We start from the raw sequence: 14,692 nt of genomic DNA, 5'->3' as shown, positions 1-14,692 counted from the left end.
CTCAAGATGAGATTTCCCAATTCGTAAGACCCCTGGTAGACGACCAGGTTGATAGGTTCGGGGTGGAAGTGCAGCAATGCATGCAGCTGACGAATACTAATCGGTCGAGGGCTTATCCTATATGGCTTTCGGAAGGGTTCCTTCCAGAGAGCAAAACCAGCTAATTGTTTCTTACGCAAACCTTTCGTATCCAGTTTTCAGGGTGTAATTCGCCCGTATCGTTCCCTGATAGCTCAGTTGGTAGAGCACTCGACTGTTAATCGAGTTGTCACAGGTTCGAGTCCTGTTCGGGGAGCCATCACGCTCTCATAGCTCAGTCGGTAGAGTGCATCCATGGTAAGGATGAGGTCACCGGTTCGATTCCGGTTGAGAGCTCCAGTACAATGCGGCCCGTTGGTCAAGGGGTTAAGACACCTCCCTTTCACGGAGGTAACAGGGGTTCGAATCCCCTACGGGTCACCAATAATGTTCTCAATGTGAGCTGTACTTAATGTGCATAGATCGTCTTCTTGAAGACCATACTATTCACTTATGGAGGCTTAGCTCAGCTGGGAGAGCATCTGCCTTACAAGCAGAGGGTCGGCGGTTCGATCCCGTCAGCCTCCACCATGACGATGGGGATTAGCCAAGCGGTAAGGCAACGGACTTTGACTCCGTCATCCCTAGGTTCGAATCCTAGATCCCCAGCCATTTATAATTTTGAGCCATTAGCTCAGTTGGTAGAGCACCTGACTTTTAATCAGGGTGTCGTAGGTTCGAATCCTACATGGCTCACCATTTTCACCTAAAAGAAAATGGAACTTCATACTTCGCGCGTATGGCGGAATTGGCAGACGCACCAGACTTAGGATCTGGCGGGCAACCGTGGGGGTTCAAGTCCCTCTACGCGCATCACAAACAAAGAACTCTTAAGATCAATTGATCTTAAGAGTTCTTTGTTTGTGATGCAATATGTGAATAGCGGGTAGCTTCCTCGCCGCACTATTTCGTTTGATTCATGCTCGTGGCAACGCAACAGTGATCAGAATCGGCAGTATAGTCAGATAGGCGAGGCGAAGTACAGGGCAAGCTGCTTCAGTGCCATGCGATTGCTGCCATCCTGTCCGATACCACGCGCATTCAAATGAAAGAAGAACCCGTGAATATATTCAAGGGTTCTTCGCTGCCTTCAGTTTTAACGCATATTCGCTTAAATTACGGTAGCGGTGTAGTTATAGCCATAATTATCATCGATATAAGTGGAGCCGCCTACCGTATATTCAATTTTGTATTTCACGGATGTTCCAGACACACTGAAGTTGAAATCCCAGTATTCTACTTCGTTCGCATAGTTGATGAAAGCACCAAAGGTAGCATAGCCAGTCTGTGTAGTAGCCCAGTTATTCGTTGTATATAGAACCTTAACAACTTTAGTAGGAGCTAGATTTTTAACGTTGATTTTGCCGTAGAAACTACCGCCACTTGTTGCGTAACCGAAGGAATTAAGGACGTTCGGTTTGCCGAGAATAGTTGAAATCGTGCCAGCGAATGGAAACGTATTGTAATAATCCAGCGACCCATTGTTGTCCCAGTAGGTCGAGCCATTTACATCGTAACGGAGGGCGAATTTAATGAAACTCATACCCTTCAATTCAGCATGATCCGTTGTGAAAGCGTTGGTCGAAATGCTGAAGCTCCATTTCTCATGTGTGGAGCCAGTCGGACCAACATAACTTGCATAGGTATTATACCAATTAACATTGTCTGTCGTGTAATGTACCTGTACCGTTTTTGTAGGTCCCAGATTCTCGACCTCGATATCTCCTCTGAATCCAACAAAACCGTAGCTGCCTTTGGTAATCGTTGAATCAAGTAACTTGACTTCATTACCTGCTGCGAATGCGGAACTGGATAAAATAGCGCCGAAAACGAGTGTAAGCATAATAATGCTGAACAATATTTTTTTCATTGATTTCATTAATAATCTCTCCTCTTCTTTGGTATGCTCGAATGATAAGCTTGAACAATCGGAAAGTAGCAATCACGTCTTATTGATTAAATACTCCGTTGCCAAGAGCGCAATCAGATTCTTCTCCTACACTAGAGTTCGCAGCACTCCCTTCAAGGATTAGTGACCAATAAAGGTAGAGAACAATACAATGGGCACCGTACCTCGTCAAAATAATTTACTTCAGTCGTCACTCCTTTGTAATTGTATAATTATTGGAAACGACTAGAAAATAATGTTTCCTGCCTCTACTATATCTCTTACAAAAACTGTCTGTAAATAGTATGCAAGATTTATAAAAAAAGTTAGAATACGACATAATTCGTCAGATTACTTCCTGTTACATTCACCTGTGTTTAAGTGCTAGAGTTCATAGAACTAAGTTTGTCAGAATTTTTTTATGGACCCCTTCAAACTAAATAAGAATTCTGCCGTCGTAATAGTAGAGAAATGAATGAGGCGGTGTTGATGGGGATGGAAATTAAAATTACTGCACTAAGCAAGCGATATGCGAAGGAACGTATCGCGCTGCACGATATTAATCTGACGATTGGAAAAGGGCTGTTCGGATTGCTGGGGCCAAACGGAGCAGGGAAAAGCACACTGATGCAGATTATGGCTACAGTTATGTCTCCTACTAGCGGACAGGTGGAGTATGGGGCATACCGCATTGGCAAGGACAACCATCAGATTCGTCAGCTGCTTGGTTATATGCCGCAGAAGCTGGGGCTGTATGAGAAGCTCACAGGAGAAGAGTTCCTTAACTATATTGCATTGCTTAAAGGCATGAAGGACCCTGTGGCCAGACGCCTGAAGGTTCGTGAGCTGCTGGAGAAGGTGAACCTTGGGGACAAGGCTAAACGCAAGATTAAAACGTATTCCGGCGGCATGAAGCAGCGCATCGGCATTGCTCAAGCATTGATCGGTGATCCGCAGGTTATGATCGTGGATGAGCCAACGGCCGGACTTGATCCCAAGGAGCGAATCCGGTTCCGTGATCTGCTTGAGGAGCTTGGCCTTGAGAGAACGATTCTGCTGTCCACTCACATTGTCGCGGATATTGAAACGAGCTGCAGCGGGCTTGCTGTTATGAATCAAGGTGAGCTCGTCTATCAGGGAACGATCCCGCGTCTGATTGAGAAAGTGAATGGGAAAGTGTGGACCGGTCAGATTCATGCGGAGGATGTCCACACACTGGTACATAAGAGCAGTATCGTCAGTCGACGTAGAACAGCAGAGGGCTATGACATTCGCATGGTTGCGGATAGCGCGCCCTTTCATGGCGCTGTTCTTGCTCAGCCGGGCCTGGAAGACGCTTATATCCTTCTGACGGGAAGTGGCAGTCATGCGTGAGTGGTGGGGACATCTCCTTACAGAATGGCGGTTGTCTGTCCGGGGAGTTTATTTATGGATGCTTCTATTCGTTGGAGCGTCTCATGCCTGGCTTGTACATTCGGTCAATCAGGAAGATAAAAGCTTCGGCTTTTACATTCAGCAATTTGAATTCATGTTTATGGGGGCGCTATCTATTCTGGCTGTTCTATCCGGCGTGTACGGCGCAAGAAGAGATCGGATGAATGGGGTCGATCAGTTGCTTGGCAGCATGCCCTATAGCTCAGTGAAGCGATGGTCTGCGAAGATTATTGTTTTTACGATACCGTTCGTTCTGTTCGCATTGACTCCTGTCGTTATCTACCTATGGATAAGGCAGACGCAATTTCCGGAGGCCAGCTTGTATCCTGTTTGGTTTCTAATGTCAACGATAATCCCGGTGCTGTATGCGGTCATACTCGGCTGGCTCTTGGGCGGATTATTACATAGCCGCTTCGGTTATTTTGCCGGATTTGTCCTGTTCCTTCTTCACTTTTATGGTGGTCTGCTTCTCATTGTACCTAAATTGCCGAAGCCCGCCAGATTGCTGCCAAATTTCTTATTGCTCGATTACAAGTCGATGGGTTACTTCAATGATCTATGGGGCTTTTCTCGGGATTTATCGTTCTGGCTGCATAGAGGCTTCTATTTATTTCTGGCTGCTGCTCTGTTCTTTCTGTTCGTATTTGCAGTGAGCCGCATTAGAAAGGAGCCAGATATTCGCCGCAATAGTGCATTGGGCTTACTCAGCATTGTGGCTGCAGTCAGCTGCCTGACCGGACATGTCGCTATGAAATCCGATCTAACGGAGCTTAGTAAAGAAGCAGGCTATGTTATGGCAGCCGATCGCGCTTCTCAGTATAAGAATGTGTTGAAGACGCAGCAGCCGAGTATTGATTATGAGCTGGCGATAGAGCCTTATGGACGCGGCAGTATTCGTGTCGGGGCGACTATGGGAAATATAGATGCATGGAGTAACAATGCGGACTCCACGATGAGCTTGACTCTTCATGCATTGTTTGAGGTGGAATCGGTAAAAGCAGGCGATAGAAGCCTTACGTTCGAACGCACTGAAAATAAGCTCAATATTGAGCTGCCTAAGAATCTGGACAAAGGGATGGAAGTAGAGATTGTATACAAGGGAGCTATAGCGGATTATCATTTGACTTCTGATAGTCTGATGATTCCGATCCATGAGGCTAATGGGTGGAAGGTGAACCTTCCGGGCGATTTCGAATGGTACCCTCAAGAGGCAAGCGGCCAGTATAGTCCAAGAAGCGTGACGGTCACTTACCCGGATGGGATCAAATTATTCAGTAATTTCGATATCGTTGAACGCACGGTCGAGGACGGCCGTCAGGTGATAGCCTTTGAATCGAGAGATGACATGAGCTTTAATCTATGGGGTGGAGCGCTCAAGGAGCTGACTGTCAGCTCGGATGGCTACTACACCAAAGCAATTGTGAATGAACTGGTTGACGAGGATTATGCGCGGAAGCAAATCGACATCTTTCACAGCGCCAATGGGATGATAGCAGAGCTGTACAAGCCGAAGGGATTGAATAAAGCAGCTACTCTCCTTCCATTAGATTGGATTGAAAGCAACGAGAGGGACAATAGCTTCTCGCAAGCAGGCTACTATCGTATAAGAGGCTATTTGTTTAACGGCTTATATCCAGAGGATCAGGTTGTAAGCATGATGATTACTACTCTAGTCGAATCGAACGGTTTATTCTCCGCTCCTCTAGGACCGGAGAATGAAAGTATTTTTAATCATGCGCTATCCGCTTATTTGATGAAGAGACTGCACGGAGACGATTATTCAGTAGAGCCTCCCTCTGAATATCAGGAGCTCATAGAGCCGATCATCTCCTATATTAAGAATCATAATGGAGAAGAAATTGAACAGCTTCTCAGAGATTTATATAATAAGCTGAGTTATAATGGGACAGCCGTTCCGGATATTGCCGCGCTTCTGAATGGAGAAGGGTGATCGCAATGGGCCTGCTGGGGTTGAATTTAAAGCTGGTAAGCTCGTCACTTGTATGGGCTGCTGCGGGTATAGCCGTGCTTCAGGTATTGATAGTGCTGCTGCTTGAACCGTGGCAAATCGTCGAGAAGACTGAGCTGCTCCATATCGAAAGAATCTATGAATATATGTTTCCGCTCGTTGCGATATTTGTGATGTCACAGCTGTTCGCGGAAGAGCTGGAGCCGGAAGTGTCGGGATGGCTGATGTCGCTCCCATTCCGCAGCTGGAAGCTGCTGCTGTACAGGTATTTGCTCGGTATGGGCATGCTGGCAGTGCTCTATTTGGCGGGAATCATGATTATTCACTACAGCGTCCTTCCGATCCCTCTCCAGACGTTCACCTATCATGTCCTTCCTCCGGCCCTATGGCTGGGGCATTTGGCTATGCTGTCGAGCTTGATCGGAAGAAGCGATGTCATCGGACTTGGTGTTCCAATGTTCTATTGGGTGCTGGAGACGTTAACTACCGGAATCATGACAGGAGAGCTGTATTTATTCAGTGATGGATTCCAGGAGGAGAGTGCGGCATTGGTCTGGAATCGGAATATGCTGCTTGCTCTATGCGCTATGGCGCTGATTTTGAGTCTGCTTGTATTCGCGAGAAGGTCTTACTATATTAGACGCTAGGGGTGGGGAGATGACGGATGAGGAGCTGTTGAAGGAATTGAGCGGGGGGCATGCGTCAGCATTGGAGACGCTGGCATATCGTTATCACGCTGCGATACGCGCTTATTTATTCCGACTGCTTCAATCCCGCACGCTGGCGGATGATTTGACACAGGAATGCTTTATACGTGTCATCACATCTGTCAAGCAGGGACGGCTCCCCGAGAAATTCAGGCCGTGGCTGTACAAGATCGCCACGAATTTGTGCCGGGATCATTGGCGCAAGGCGGTTAATCGCATGGAGTTGGTCAGCGACGAAGGACTGCTGCATGTGCTGGCTCCGGATAATGTAGCGCATATCTATGAGAAGCAGGTCGATCGCGAGCTGGTGATCCAGGCATTGAACGAGCTGCCTGCTGAACGCAGACATTTGATGATTCTGCGATTCTATCAGGAGCTTAAGCTGGAGGAGATCGCCGATATTCTGGACATTCCTCTTAGCACGGTTAAATCTAGACTTTATTACGGTATCAAGCAGCTCAATCGTATGCTGTCTGGCGATGATCGAAGCAGTGCGCAGTGTCATGCAGCAAAGGAGGCGAATGGAAATGAACGGTAAGGATAGGGGGCCCGGCATGTTGTCCAGAACCAATGGCGAAGCGGGGAATCATGAAGTCGGTAAGGATGAAGCTCGCAATAATGAAATCCTCCGTAGTGATGAAATCCTGCGTAAGGATGACATAAGCAATGCTGAAACGCTGCATGATTCAGAAGAGGCGGAGCTCCGGCGGATTCTGGCACGGTACACGATAGAAGCGCCTACAACTGACGACACGGCCCAATTCGCCGCCGGACTTCTCAGGCATTGGGATGCCGCAGAGGAGCCGTCTCCTGCTGCAGGTATCGGCAAGCCATTTCATATGCTGCAAATGATCCAAGCCCAGCTGAAGCTCTTTCAGTGGCCGTTCTGGCTTGCTTCCGCCACTGTTCTTGTGCTTGGTTTGCTCGTAGAGACGGCTGCTGGAAGTGAAGCTGCTGTTCAGCCGTTTATTTTTACCGCGCCATTGCTTGCGGCTTTGGGTGTATGCTTTGCATTCCGTTCTTATGGAACGCCGATGTTCCGATTGGAGATGTCGCTGCCTGTTACACCTATGCTGTTGATTTTTGGACGATTAACGATTATTGTCGCTTACAACTCCATATTGGGCGTCTGCCTCTCGCTGTTTCTTGTTGGAGGAACTGGCTCGGGAATAGCCGCCTATGTTTTTAGCTGGTTAGTCCCTCTAGGGGCAACTTGTCTGTCAGCGCTTATTGTGATGCTGTACGCGGGGCTCAATGCCGGCATATTCATGTCAGTCCTTGTATGGAGTGTGCAGCTTTGGCTGAATAAGCATCTGGGCATGTTTTATATTTTCAGCTCAGAGACAAGCGGCTATTGGATGGAGAGCAAGGTGATCGGCGTTCTGCTTATTCTGCTTCTCACAGGTTTGCTATGGTTGAGAATCCGTTGGTTGAAGTTAAGCGGAAGGCTGGCTGTGTCCAATGGCAATTAGGCTGGAGGGTGTAATGGGACGATCTTCCAGTGATTCGTCTGCGAGAGAGCTTGAGCTTGGACCGATCAATATGAAGCTTTATCCCGGACTGACGGGGCTAATCGGTGCGAATGGAGCGGGCAAGAGTGCCCTGATGGAGCTCCTTGCTCAGGTATGGAAGCCTGGCAGAGGAGAAATTGTGTATGAGATAAACGGGATCCAGCTGCATGGTTTCGAAGCAAGACGACTTACGGGTTATGTACCTCAGCAGATTTCGATCTATGAGCATTTGACCGTTCTGGACTATTTGCAATATATTGCCGGGCTCAAATGTTTGGATGATCGTGCTGCTGTGAGAGCTGTAATACGGCAGATGAGCGAATGGCTTGATATTAGGCCTGTTCTTCATAAGAAATTAGGCCAGCTGTCTGTCGGTCAACAGCGGCTCGCCATGATTGCTCAAGCCTTCCTTGGAGCCCCGGCATTTCTCTTTCTCGATGAGCCCTTCGCAAGTCTGGACATAAGAATGCGCAGGGGGCTGCTGGATATGCTGGCGGAGGCCGCGCAGCGGTCTGTTGTGCTTGTTTCCAGTCATATTACGGAAGAGATGAACGAGGAATACGATCGTATAATCACGCTTGCAGATGGGAAGCTGGAAGCAATAACGGCAGATTATGAATGGTAGGGAGAGCAGCATCTGAGCCACGGGCAATGCCCGTATTCGGAAGGCTGCTCTTCTTTTGCATGAAGAGAGGGAAATGACTGCTGTTATTGAGTTGTTCCGCCGTATTCGATGTCATGCTTATACTGCTCATAGGCCGCTGTATATTCCATCGTTCTAGCGACATCATCAATAAAGCTCTCAGCATAGCCTGCTCTCCTCAGCAGATGAAGGCCCATTTCCATGCCCGATGCAATTCCGCCTGCTGTAACAATGCGCCCTGCATCGACGATTCTCGCTTGGGATATTCGGCAGGCAGGAGCAATTTCGGCTAAGCGATCAATAGGAACCATCCCCATTCCCGATGCCTCCAGACGATCCGGCTCCTTGCGGTTGGTTGCAGGCAATCCATCCAGCAGTCCCATTGCGCCGAATATCCACGAGCCTGTACATACACTTGTAAGCAAGCATGTGGAGGGAAGTGCTTTAATGTAGGTATGCAATTTGCCGTTGTACATCTCCTGTCTTGTGCCGAATCCGCCAGGGATCAGAAATGCATCCATATCCGGCAAATCGTTAAAGGAATAATTAGGCACAACTGTAAGCCCTGCCTGTGTTTGTACAGGTCTCATTGCATCACTGATCAGGAAGGCATCCAGAGCAGGGTCCAACCTTCTTGCTACGGAAAATACCCCGTAAGGCGCTGCATAGTCGATAATTTCCGCGTCCTTGAATACATAAATACCGAGTCGAAAACCTTGTTTGAATGTCATCTTAACACCATCTCCTTCTGTATGATGAACCTCATGCTATTACGATAGCAGAAAGATTGACATTACAATAATGAATAGATATGATAATAAACATTTAATAATTCGATATCGGGGGATGGAAATGATTGATAAGCTTGATGGCCGCATTGTACAGACCTTTATCGCGGTGTGGGAAGAGAGAAGCATAAGCAGGGCAGCCGATCGTCTCGGTTATGTGCAATCAACCGTAACGTTCCAGTTAAAGACGCTGGAGGATGCTTTCGGAGGGAAGCTGTTCGAGCGGTTGCCCAGAGGGGTCGAGCCGACTGCCGCAGGCATTAAAGCTGCGCCGTTCTTTTACCGTTTTGTCCAGTTGGGCGAAGTGATGCAGGAGGCGATGTTTGGTTCCGGAGAGATGGACGGGGAGGTGCGTATTCGCCTTCTGGAATCCTTTTGCGTGACCCATATCCCTTCGTTCTTCCAGCAGTTTCTGCTAGACTACCCCCGCATTAAGATTCGTATGGAGACAGGGTTTCAACAAGATATAATCGATGAGCTGCTTCGGCATCGGCTCGATTTCGGCATTGTGCCGAGCAAGCCGGATGATGAGCGGCTGCTCTATTATCCTTTAGTGGCGGATGAGCTTGTTTGTGCAGCGCCAAGGCGATTGGCGGAAGCTTCTCATACGGATTATAGCTGGCTGGAGCGGGAAACGGTTATTTCGTTCGGGGGAAGATGTCTGTATCATACGGCCGCTGCTCAGGCGCTTGCCCGGCTTGGCATGGGACCCGTTGATCAGCTGGAATTCGCCAGTCTGGAGATGATTAAGCAGATGGTGGCTGAGGGGATGGGGGTGGCTATGCTGCCGATTTCGGCCATTCGGGACGAGTTGGAGCGAGGAGAGCTCTGCGCATTGCCGCTTGATAGCCGTTACCCCCTTCAGCATGGGCTGATCATGCACCGTGATCGTGAGCTCGGAGGGGCTGCCACGCGCTTCCGCGATGCGCTCATCGGGTGGTTTGGCCCTGCTGAGGCTGAGGCGGATATGTGAAGGGGCTGCCGTCAAATGCTTTCTTTTCTTGACGTCAAGAATGAGAATCGTTATCATGAAATATGAGAATGATTATCAAGAATAGAACAGACTCCTCCGGGAGCTGAGGCAGGTGCATAGAGATGAGTACGAACATGTTAATCGATATTCCATTCATTGAGGAGCAGTATGCTGTTGCATTCAAACGACCAGAGCAGCCGATGGTGGAATATTCTTTTGTGGAGCTGACGAAACCCGAGACTATACGCAATCTGATGGAAACCTATGCGGGAATTTTGAAAGCCTCCGATATTACGCCTGCTGCGACTTATTTCGCTTCATGGCTTCGGGGAATGAGTATTACGGCACAGCTGCTGATGTCTGTTCATGACGCGGCATTGGATTGGTCTATTGGGAACTGGACACTCCTGGTTTCGGAGAGGGACGGGCGGATGAGCTTTGCCTTCCATCCTGTTGATGCGGCAATTGTATCTGGGCCATCAACAGACCGTGCGGCATGGCGGGATAACCTGATGAATGATTTGTATTCGAAAACGTTGCGGCCACTCATCGATGCGGTGTCCGGTGCGACTGGCGTGCATAGCGCACAGCTGTGGGCGTTAATGGCAAGCGGCATGTATTATTACAGGGAGCGCCAGCTCGAAGTGCTTGGCGAGGGCTCGTCTGCGTTCTCCCAAGTGGAAGCGGATTATCGTTATGTGATGCAGGAGATGAAGGGCGATGTGTTCGGTCGGTCAAGGAATCCGCTGGCGGTCAAATTCCGTCTGGTGGAGAATCCGCGCAACAAGCAGGAGATGATTCCGCTAAAGGCATCGTGCTGTCTCGCTTATTTGACCGAGGGACATGGCTATTGCTACACGTGTCCGAAGCTGTCGGAGTCGCAGCGGTTGGAGAAAGGCAGAGAGCTTGCAGCGAAGGCTGCCAAGAGCTGAATGAAGGCCTGTTGTGAAGCCCGGCATAGCGGTTATGCGGGGCTTTTTTTTCTGCAATTGGAGAGGAAAAAGGGGTCTGGAATAGCGTGGAATATTCTGAATAGTTTTTTTTCAAAAAAACATTTGCATTCTGTTGAGGATGGTGATATATTATTACTTGTCGCTCCGAACAAACGGCGCTGACAAATGCGGAAGTGGCTCAGCGGTAGAGCATCGCCTTGCCAAGGCGAGGGTCGCGGGTTCGATTCCCGTCTTCCGCTCCATACGTGCCCTTAGCTCAGCTGGATAGAGCGTTTGACTACGAATCAAAAGGCCGGGAGTTCGAATCTCTCAGGGCACGCCATTTACACAACATTGCAGTTTATAACTTCGGGACGTAGCTCAGCTTGGTAGAGCACCTGGTTTGGGACCAGGGGGTCGCATGTTCAAATCGTGTCGTCCCGACCATATTTATTGCGGGTGTAGTTCAATGGTAGAACTTTAGCCTTCCAAGCTAATAGCGTGGGTTCGATTCCCATCACCCGCTCCAATTATAACTGCGACAAAGCCTTGTATATCAAGGCTTTTTTTATTTTTTTCTTCCTTAAAAAAACCAGTTCCAAAAGCTTCAACCATGCTCTGATTTGTAGTATGATGGAGAAAGTGATTTTGTGTCCGAAGGGGTACAAGTGAATTTGTTGTGAAGTTTTTGCTTACGAAGTGGTTTTGTTGAAGCAAAACCAAAGTCTATGCCTACGATGTGCTGAAGCAAAACCAAAGTCTATGCTTACGAAGTGGTTTTGCTGAAGCAAAACCTTAAGGAGGATAAGTATGTCGGATCAAGCTGCATCGACATTAGTGACGAGCCGGCCGCAAGCGAACAATCTGCTGCGCCGTGACGTTCGTTTTCTGGGAAATATATTGGGGGATGTACTCGTGCACCAAGGTGGGCACGAGCTTCTTGAAATTGTTGAGAGAATTCGTGAGATGAGCAAGGCGCTGCGCGCTGAATTCCTTCCTGAGCTGTATGAGGAATTCAAGGTCGTCATTAATTCGCTCAATACGGAGAAACGCCATCAGGTCATTCGGGCGTTCGCTATTTATTTTCAATTGGTTAATATTGCAGAACAGAACCATCGTATCCGCCGTAAACGGGATTATGAGCGGTCTGCAGGCGAGACGGTTCAACCAGGCTCCATCGAGAGCGCTGTTCAGGTTCTGAAGGAGCAAGGCATTGCCTCCGACGAGGTGCGGACGATGCTGGAAGGGATCTCGCTGGAGCTCGTTATGACGGCGCATCCTACTGAAGCAACCCGCCGTGCGGTTCTCGACATTCATCAGCGCCTCGCGCATGATGTGATGGAGCTGGACAATCCGACGCTTACGTATCGCGAACGCGAGAAGCTGCGTGAGAAGCTGCTTAACGAGGTGCTGACGCTATGGCAGACGGACGAGCTGCGCGACCGCAAGCCGACTGTTATTGATGAAGTGCGCAATGGCATGTATTACTTCGACGAAACGCTTTTCGAGATGCTTCCTAGTGTGTATGAAGAGCTGGAACGCTGCTTGGATAAGTATTATCCGGGCGACCGCTGGCATGTGCCTACGTATCTGCGCTTTGGCTCGTGGATTGGCGGAGACCGGGATGGCAATCCGTCGGTAACGGCGAAGGTCACCTGGGAGACGCTTACGCTTCAGCGTGAGCTCGTGCTTAAGAAGTATGAGGATTTATTGAAGGAACTGATGGGGCTGCTTAGCTTCAGCACGAATATCGTAAATGTGTCGGATGAGCTGCTTCGTTCGTTGAAGAATGATCGTACGCTCATTGAGGTTCGCTGTGTCGATATTTGGCGCAATGAGAAGGAGCCTTACCGGATCAAGCTCGGCTATATGCTGGAGAAGCTGGCGAATTCGCTCGATGAATCGCTTAAGGGCTCTCCAAATCGCTATAACAGTCCAGATGAGCTTAGAGAGGATCTGTTTGTCATCGACAGAAGTTTGCGTTATCACTTTGCGGACTATGTCGCGGATACGCACATCCGCAAGCTGATTCGTCAAGTGGAGCTGTTCGGCTTCCACCTTGCGGCACTGGACGTTAGACAGCATAGCCAAGAGCATGAGAACGCGATGACGGAAATTCTCGCGCATATGAATATTGTGGAAGATTATGCTTCCTTGTCCGAAACGGATAAAATAGATTTGCTTCACCGCTTGATGAATGATCCGCGTCCGCTGACGTCACCGCATTTTGACTATTCGGAGAGCACGCGTGAATGCCTGGATGTCTACCATACGATCTATCGCGCTCAGCAGGAGTTCGGTGTGCACTGTATTTCCAGCTACCTGATCAGTATGACAGAGGGCGCCAGCGATATGCTGGAGGTTATGGTATTCGCCAAGGAGGTCGGATTGTTCCGCAAGGAAACGAATGGGGTTGTCCGCTGTACGCTTCAAGCGGTACCGCTGTTCGAAACGATCGATGACCTCCATGCAGCGCCGGCTATTATGGAGACGCTCTTCCAGCTTCCGATCTACCGCCAAGCGGTTGAGGTGCTGGGAAATATGCACGAAATTATGCTGGGTTACTCAGACAGCAACAAAGACGGCGGCGTAGTGACCGCGAACTGGGAGCTGCGTGTAGCGCTTAATGATATTACACGTGCCGCGAAGAAGTTCGATGTGAAGCTGAAGTTCTTCCATGGCCGCGGCGGGGCGCTTGGCCGCGGCGGTATGCCGCTGAATCGCAGCATTCTCGCCCAGCCGCCTCACACAGTCGGCGCAGGCATTAAAATTACGGAGCAAGGAGAGGTTCTCTCCTCGCGCTATTCGATGCAAGGCATCGCTTACCGCAGTCTGGAGCAGGCGACATGGGCGCTTATTACCGCAGCGCGTCTGGCTCAATATCCGCAGCAAGAGGCGGTTGAGGAAGCGGAGTGGGATACCATCGCGAAAGGAATCTCGGAAACGGCATTGGAGAAGTATCAGGATCTGATTTTCCGCGACCCGGATTTCATGACGTTCTTCAAAGAATCAACGCCGCTTCCTGAGGTTGGCGAGCTGAACATCGGCTCCCGTCCTTCCAAGCGGAAGGGCAGCGACCGGTTCGAGGATCTGCGTGCAATACCTTGGGTATTCGCCTGGACGCAAAGCCGTTATCTGCTGCCAGCATGGTACGCTGCAGGCACGGCGATGCAGGACTATATTCAGGGAGATGAGAAGAAGCTGGAGACGCTTCGTGTCATGTATGCGAAATTCCCATTCTTCACTTCACTAATTGACAACCTGCAGATGGCGCTTGCCAAGGCTGATTTGGTCATTGCCAAGGAATATGCCGGCATGATTACAGATAAGACGATCCGCGATCGGATATTTACTCTGATCGAAGAGGAATATGCCCGTACCTCAGCAATTATTCTGCAAATTACGGGTCAAGATGAGATACTGGATAATGTTCCTGTCATTCAAGAATCGATACGACTGCGCAATCCGTATGTCGATCCGCTCAGCTATATGCAGGTGCAGCTGCTGGCAGAGCTTCGTGAGCTGCGCTCCCGTGAAGAGGATGATCCCGAGCTGCTTCGCGAGGTGCTGCTGACGATTAACGGCATTGCAGCAGGTCTGCGCAATACAGGCTGATTGTTTCATATAAGCGCAGCAAGCAGTGCGCTTCGCGTTAAGAAGGCTGGATACCCGGCGGACGGTTGTCCGTGCGTTGTATCCAGCTTTTTTATTGAATGGAGCTGCAGGTCCGCACAATAGAAGTCGCCAAGTGACAGCACAAACGCCAAGC

11 protein-coding genes, 11 tRNA genes and 1 rRNA gene are annotated in these 14,692 nt (G+C 49.3%); 21 read left to right on the top strand and 2 right to left on the bottom strand.

Going from position 1 to position 14,692, the window contains the following annotated elements; translation table 11 throughout:
* From L6H65_RS15305 to L6H65_RS15270, 8 genes are all read left to right on the top strand, one after another.
* A 23S ribosomal RNA gene (locus tag L6H65_RS15305) occupies positions 1–120 on the top strand; the annotation flags it as partial.
* 102 nt (positions 121–222) lie between these two features.
* A tRNA-Asn gene (locus tag L6H65_RS15300) sits at positions 223–298 on the top strand.
* Positions 299–302: 4 nt separating this feature from the next.
* Positions 303–378 (top strand) — tRNA-Thr (locus tag L6H65_RS15295).
* A gap of 9 nt (positions 379–387) precedes the next feature.
* Positions 388–462: transfer RNA gene (locus L6H65_RS15290), tRNA-Glu, on the top strand.
* Positions 463–533: 71 nt separating this feature from the next.
* Positions 534–609 (top strand) — tRNA-Val (locus L6H65_RS15285).
* A gap of 6 nt (positions 610–615) precedes the next feature.
* Positions 616–690: transfer RNA gene (locus tag L6H65_RS15280), tRNA-Gln, on the top strand.
* Between the two features lie 11 nt (positions 691–701).
* Positions 702–777 (top strand) — tRNA-Lys (locus L6H65_RS15275).
* A 34-nt stretch (positions 778–811) separates the two neighbouring features.
* A tRNA-Leu gene (locus L6H65_RS15270) sits at positions 812–891 on the top strand.
* Between the two features lie 298 nt (positions 892–1,189).
* Here L6H65_RS15270 and L6H65_RS15265 read toward each other — a convergent pair.
* Positions 1,190–1,957, bottom strand: a complete 768-nt coding sequence (locus L6H65_RS15265; RefSeq protein ID WP_236343461.1) for a CBM21 domain-containing protein — start codon at positions 1,955–1,957, stop codon at positions 1,190–1,192.
* 504 nt (positions 1,958–2,461) lie between these two features.
* On the opposite strand from L6H65_RS15265, the gene L6H65_RS15260 reads away from it, so the two are divergent.
* The 6 genes from L6H65_RS15260 to L6H65_RS15235 are packed head-to-tail and all read left to right on the top strand — an operon-like array spanning position 2,462 to position 8,212.
* The gene (locus L6H65_RS15260) at positions 2,462–3,340 is read left to right on the top strand and encodes an ABC transporter ATP-binding protein (RefSeq protein ID WP_236343460.1); all 879 of its coding nucleotides are present in this window, start codon (positions 2,462–2,464) and stop codon (positions 3,338–3,340) included.
* Positions 3,333–5,351 carry a M1 aminopeptidase family protein gene (locus L6H65_RS15255; RefSeq protein WP_236343459.1) on the top strand — a complete coding sequence of 673 codons (2,019 nt, stop codon included), beginning with the start codon at positions 3,333–3,335 and terminating at the stop codon, positions 5,349–5,351. Before L6H65_RS15260 ends, L6H65_RS15255 begins: the two co-directional genes overlap by 8 nt.
* A 5-nt stretch (positions 5,352–5,356) precedes the next feature.
* A complete protein-coding gene (locus L6H65_RS15250) occupies positions 5,357–6,016 on the top strand; it encodes a hypothetical protein (protein WP_236343458.1) in 660 nt (219 codons plus the stop codon).
* A 10-nt stretch (positions 6,017–6,026) separates the two neighbouring features.
* Positions 6,027–6,614 carry an RNA polymerase sigma factor gene (locus tag L6H65_RS15245; RefSeq protein WP_236343457.1) on the top strand — a complete coding sequence of 196 codons (588 nt, stop codon included), beginning with the start codon at positions 6,027–6,029 and terminating at the stop codon, positions 6,612–6,614.
* Positions 6,604–7,548: a hypothetical protein gene (locus tag L6H65_RS15240; protein WP_236343456.1), complete on the top strand. Its 945-nt coding sequence runs from the start codon at positions 6,604–6,606 to the stop codon at positions 7,546–7,548. Before L6H65_RS15245 ends, L6H65_RS15240 begins: the two co-directional genes overlap by 11 nt.
* On the top strand, positions 7,538–8,212 hold the full coding sequence (locus L6H65_RS15235; protein WP_236343455.1) for an ATP-binding cassette domain-containing protein: 675 nt from the start codon (positions 7,538–7,540) through the stop codon (positions 8,210–8,212). The genes L6H65_RS15240 and L6H65_RS15235 overlap by 11 nt, the downstream gene beginning before the upstream one ends.
* Positions 8,213–8,295: 83 nt before the next feature.
* Here L6H65_RS15235 and L6H65_RS15230 read toward each other — a convergent pair whose 3' ends face one another.
* A complete protein-coding gene (locus tag L6H65_RS15230; RefSeq protein ID WP_236343454.1) occupies positions 8,296–8,961 on the bottom strand; it encodes a DJ-1/PfpI family protein in 666 nt (221 codons plus the stop codon).
* A 121-nt stretch (positions 8,962–9,082) separates the two neighbouring features.
* On the opposite strand from L6H65_RS15230, the gene L6H65_RS15225 reads away from it, so the two are divergent.
* The 7 genes from L6H65_RS15225 to ppc all read left to right on the top strand — a co-directional run bounded on the left by L6H65_RS15225 (position 9,083) and on the right by ppc (position 14,538).
* The gene (locus L6H65_RS15225) at positions 9,083–9,991 is read left to right on the top strand and encodes a LysR family transcriptional regulator (protein ID WP_236343453.1); all 909 of its coding nucleotides are present in this window, start codon (positions 9,083–9,085) and stop codon (positions 9,989–9,991) included.
* A gap of 122 nt (positions 9,992–10,113) precedes the next feature.
* Positions 10,114–10,923: a (2Fe-2S)-binding protein gene (locus L6H65_RS15220; RefSeq protein WP_236343452.1), complete on the top strand. Its 810-nt coding sequence runs from the start codon at positions 10,114–10,116 to the stop codon at positions 10,921–10,923.
* Positions 10,924–11,111: 188 nt separating this feature from the next.
* A tRNA-Gly gene (locus L6H65_RS15215) sits at positions 11,112–11,186 on the top strand.
* 3 nt (positions 11,187–11,189) lie between these two features.
* Positions 11,190–11,266: transfer RNA gene (locus L6H65_RS15210), tRNA-Arg, on the top strand.
* Between the two features lie 27 nt (positions 11,267–11,293).
* Positions 11,294–11,370, top strand: a tRNA-Pro gene (locus L6H65_RS15205).
* 8 nt (positions 11,371–11,378) lie between these two features.
* A tRNA-Gly gene (locus L6H65_RS15200) sits at positions 11,379–11,452 on the top strand.
* 281 nt (positions 11,453–11,733) lie between these two features.
* Positions 11,734–14,538 carry a phosphoenolpyruvate carboxylase gene (gene ppc / locus L6H65_RS15195; RefSeq protein ID WP_236343451.1) on the top strand — a complete coding sequence of 935 codons (2,805 nt, stop codon included), beginning with the start codon at positions 11,734–11,736 and terminating at the stop codon, positions 14,536–14,538.
* Positions 14,539–14,692 lie beyond the last annotated feature (154 nt).

Origin of the sequence: Paenibacillus plantiphilus, from assembly GCF_927798095.1 — a bacterium.
GTDB lineage: Bacteria > Bacillota > Bacilli > Paenibacillales > Paenibacillaceae > Paenibacillus_Z > Paenibacillus_Z plantiphilus.
The sequence above is the reverse complement of the archived record's forward strand: the minus strand, read 5'-3'. Positions and strand labels throughout refer to the sequence as shown.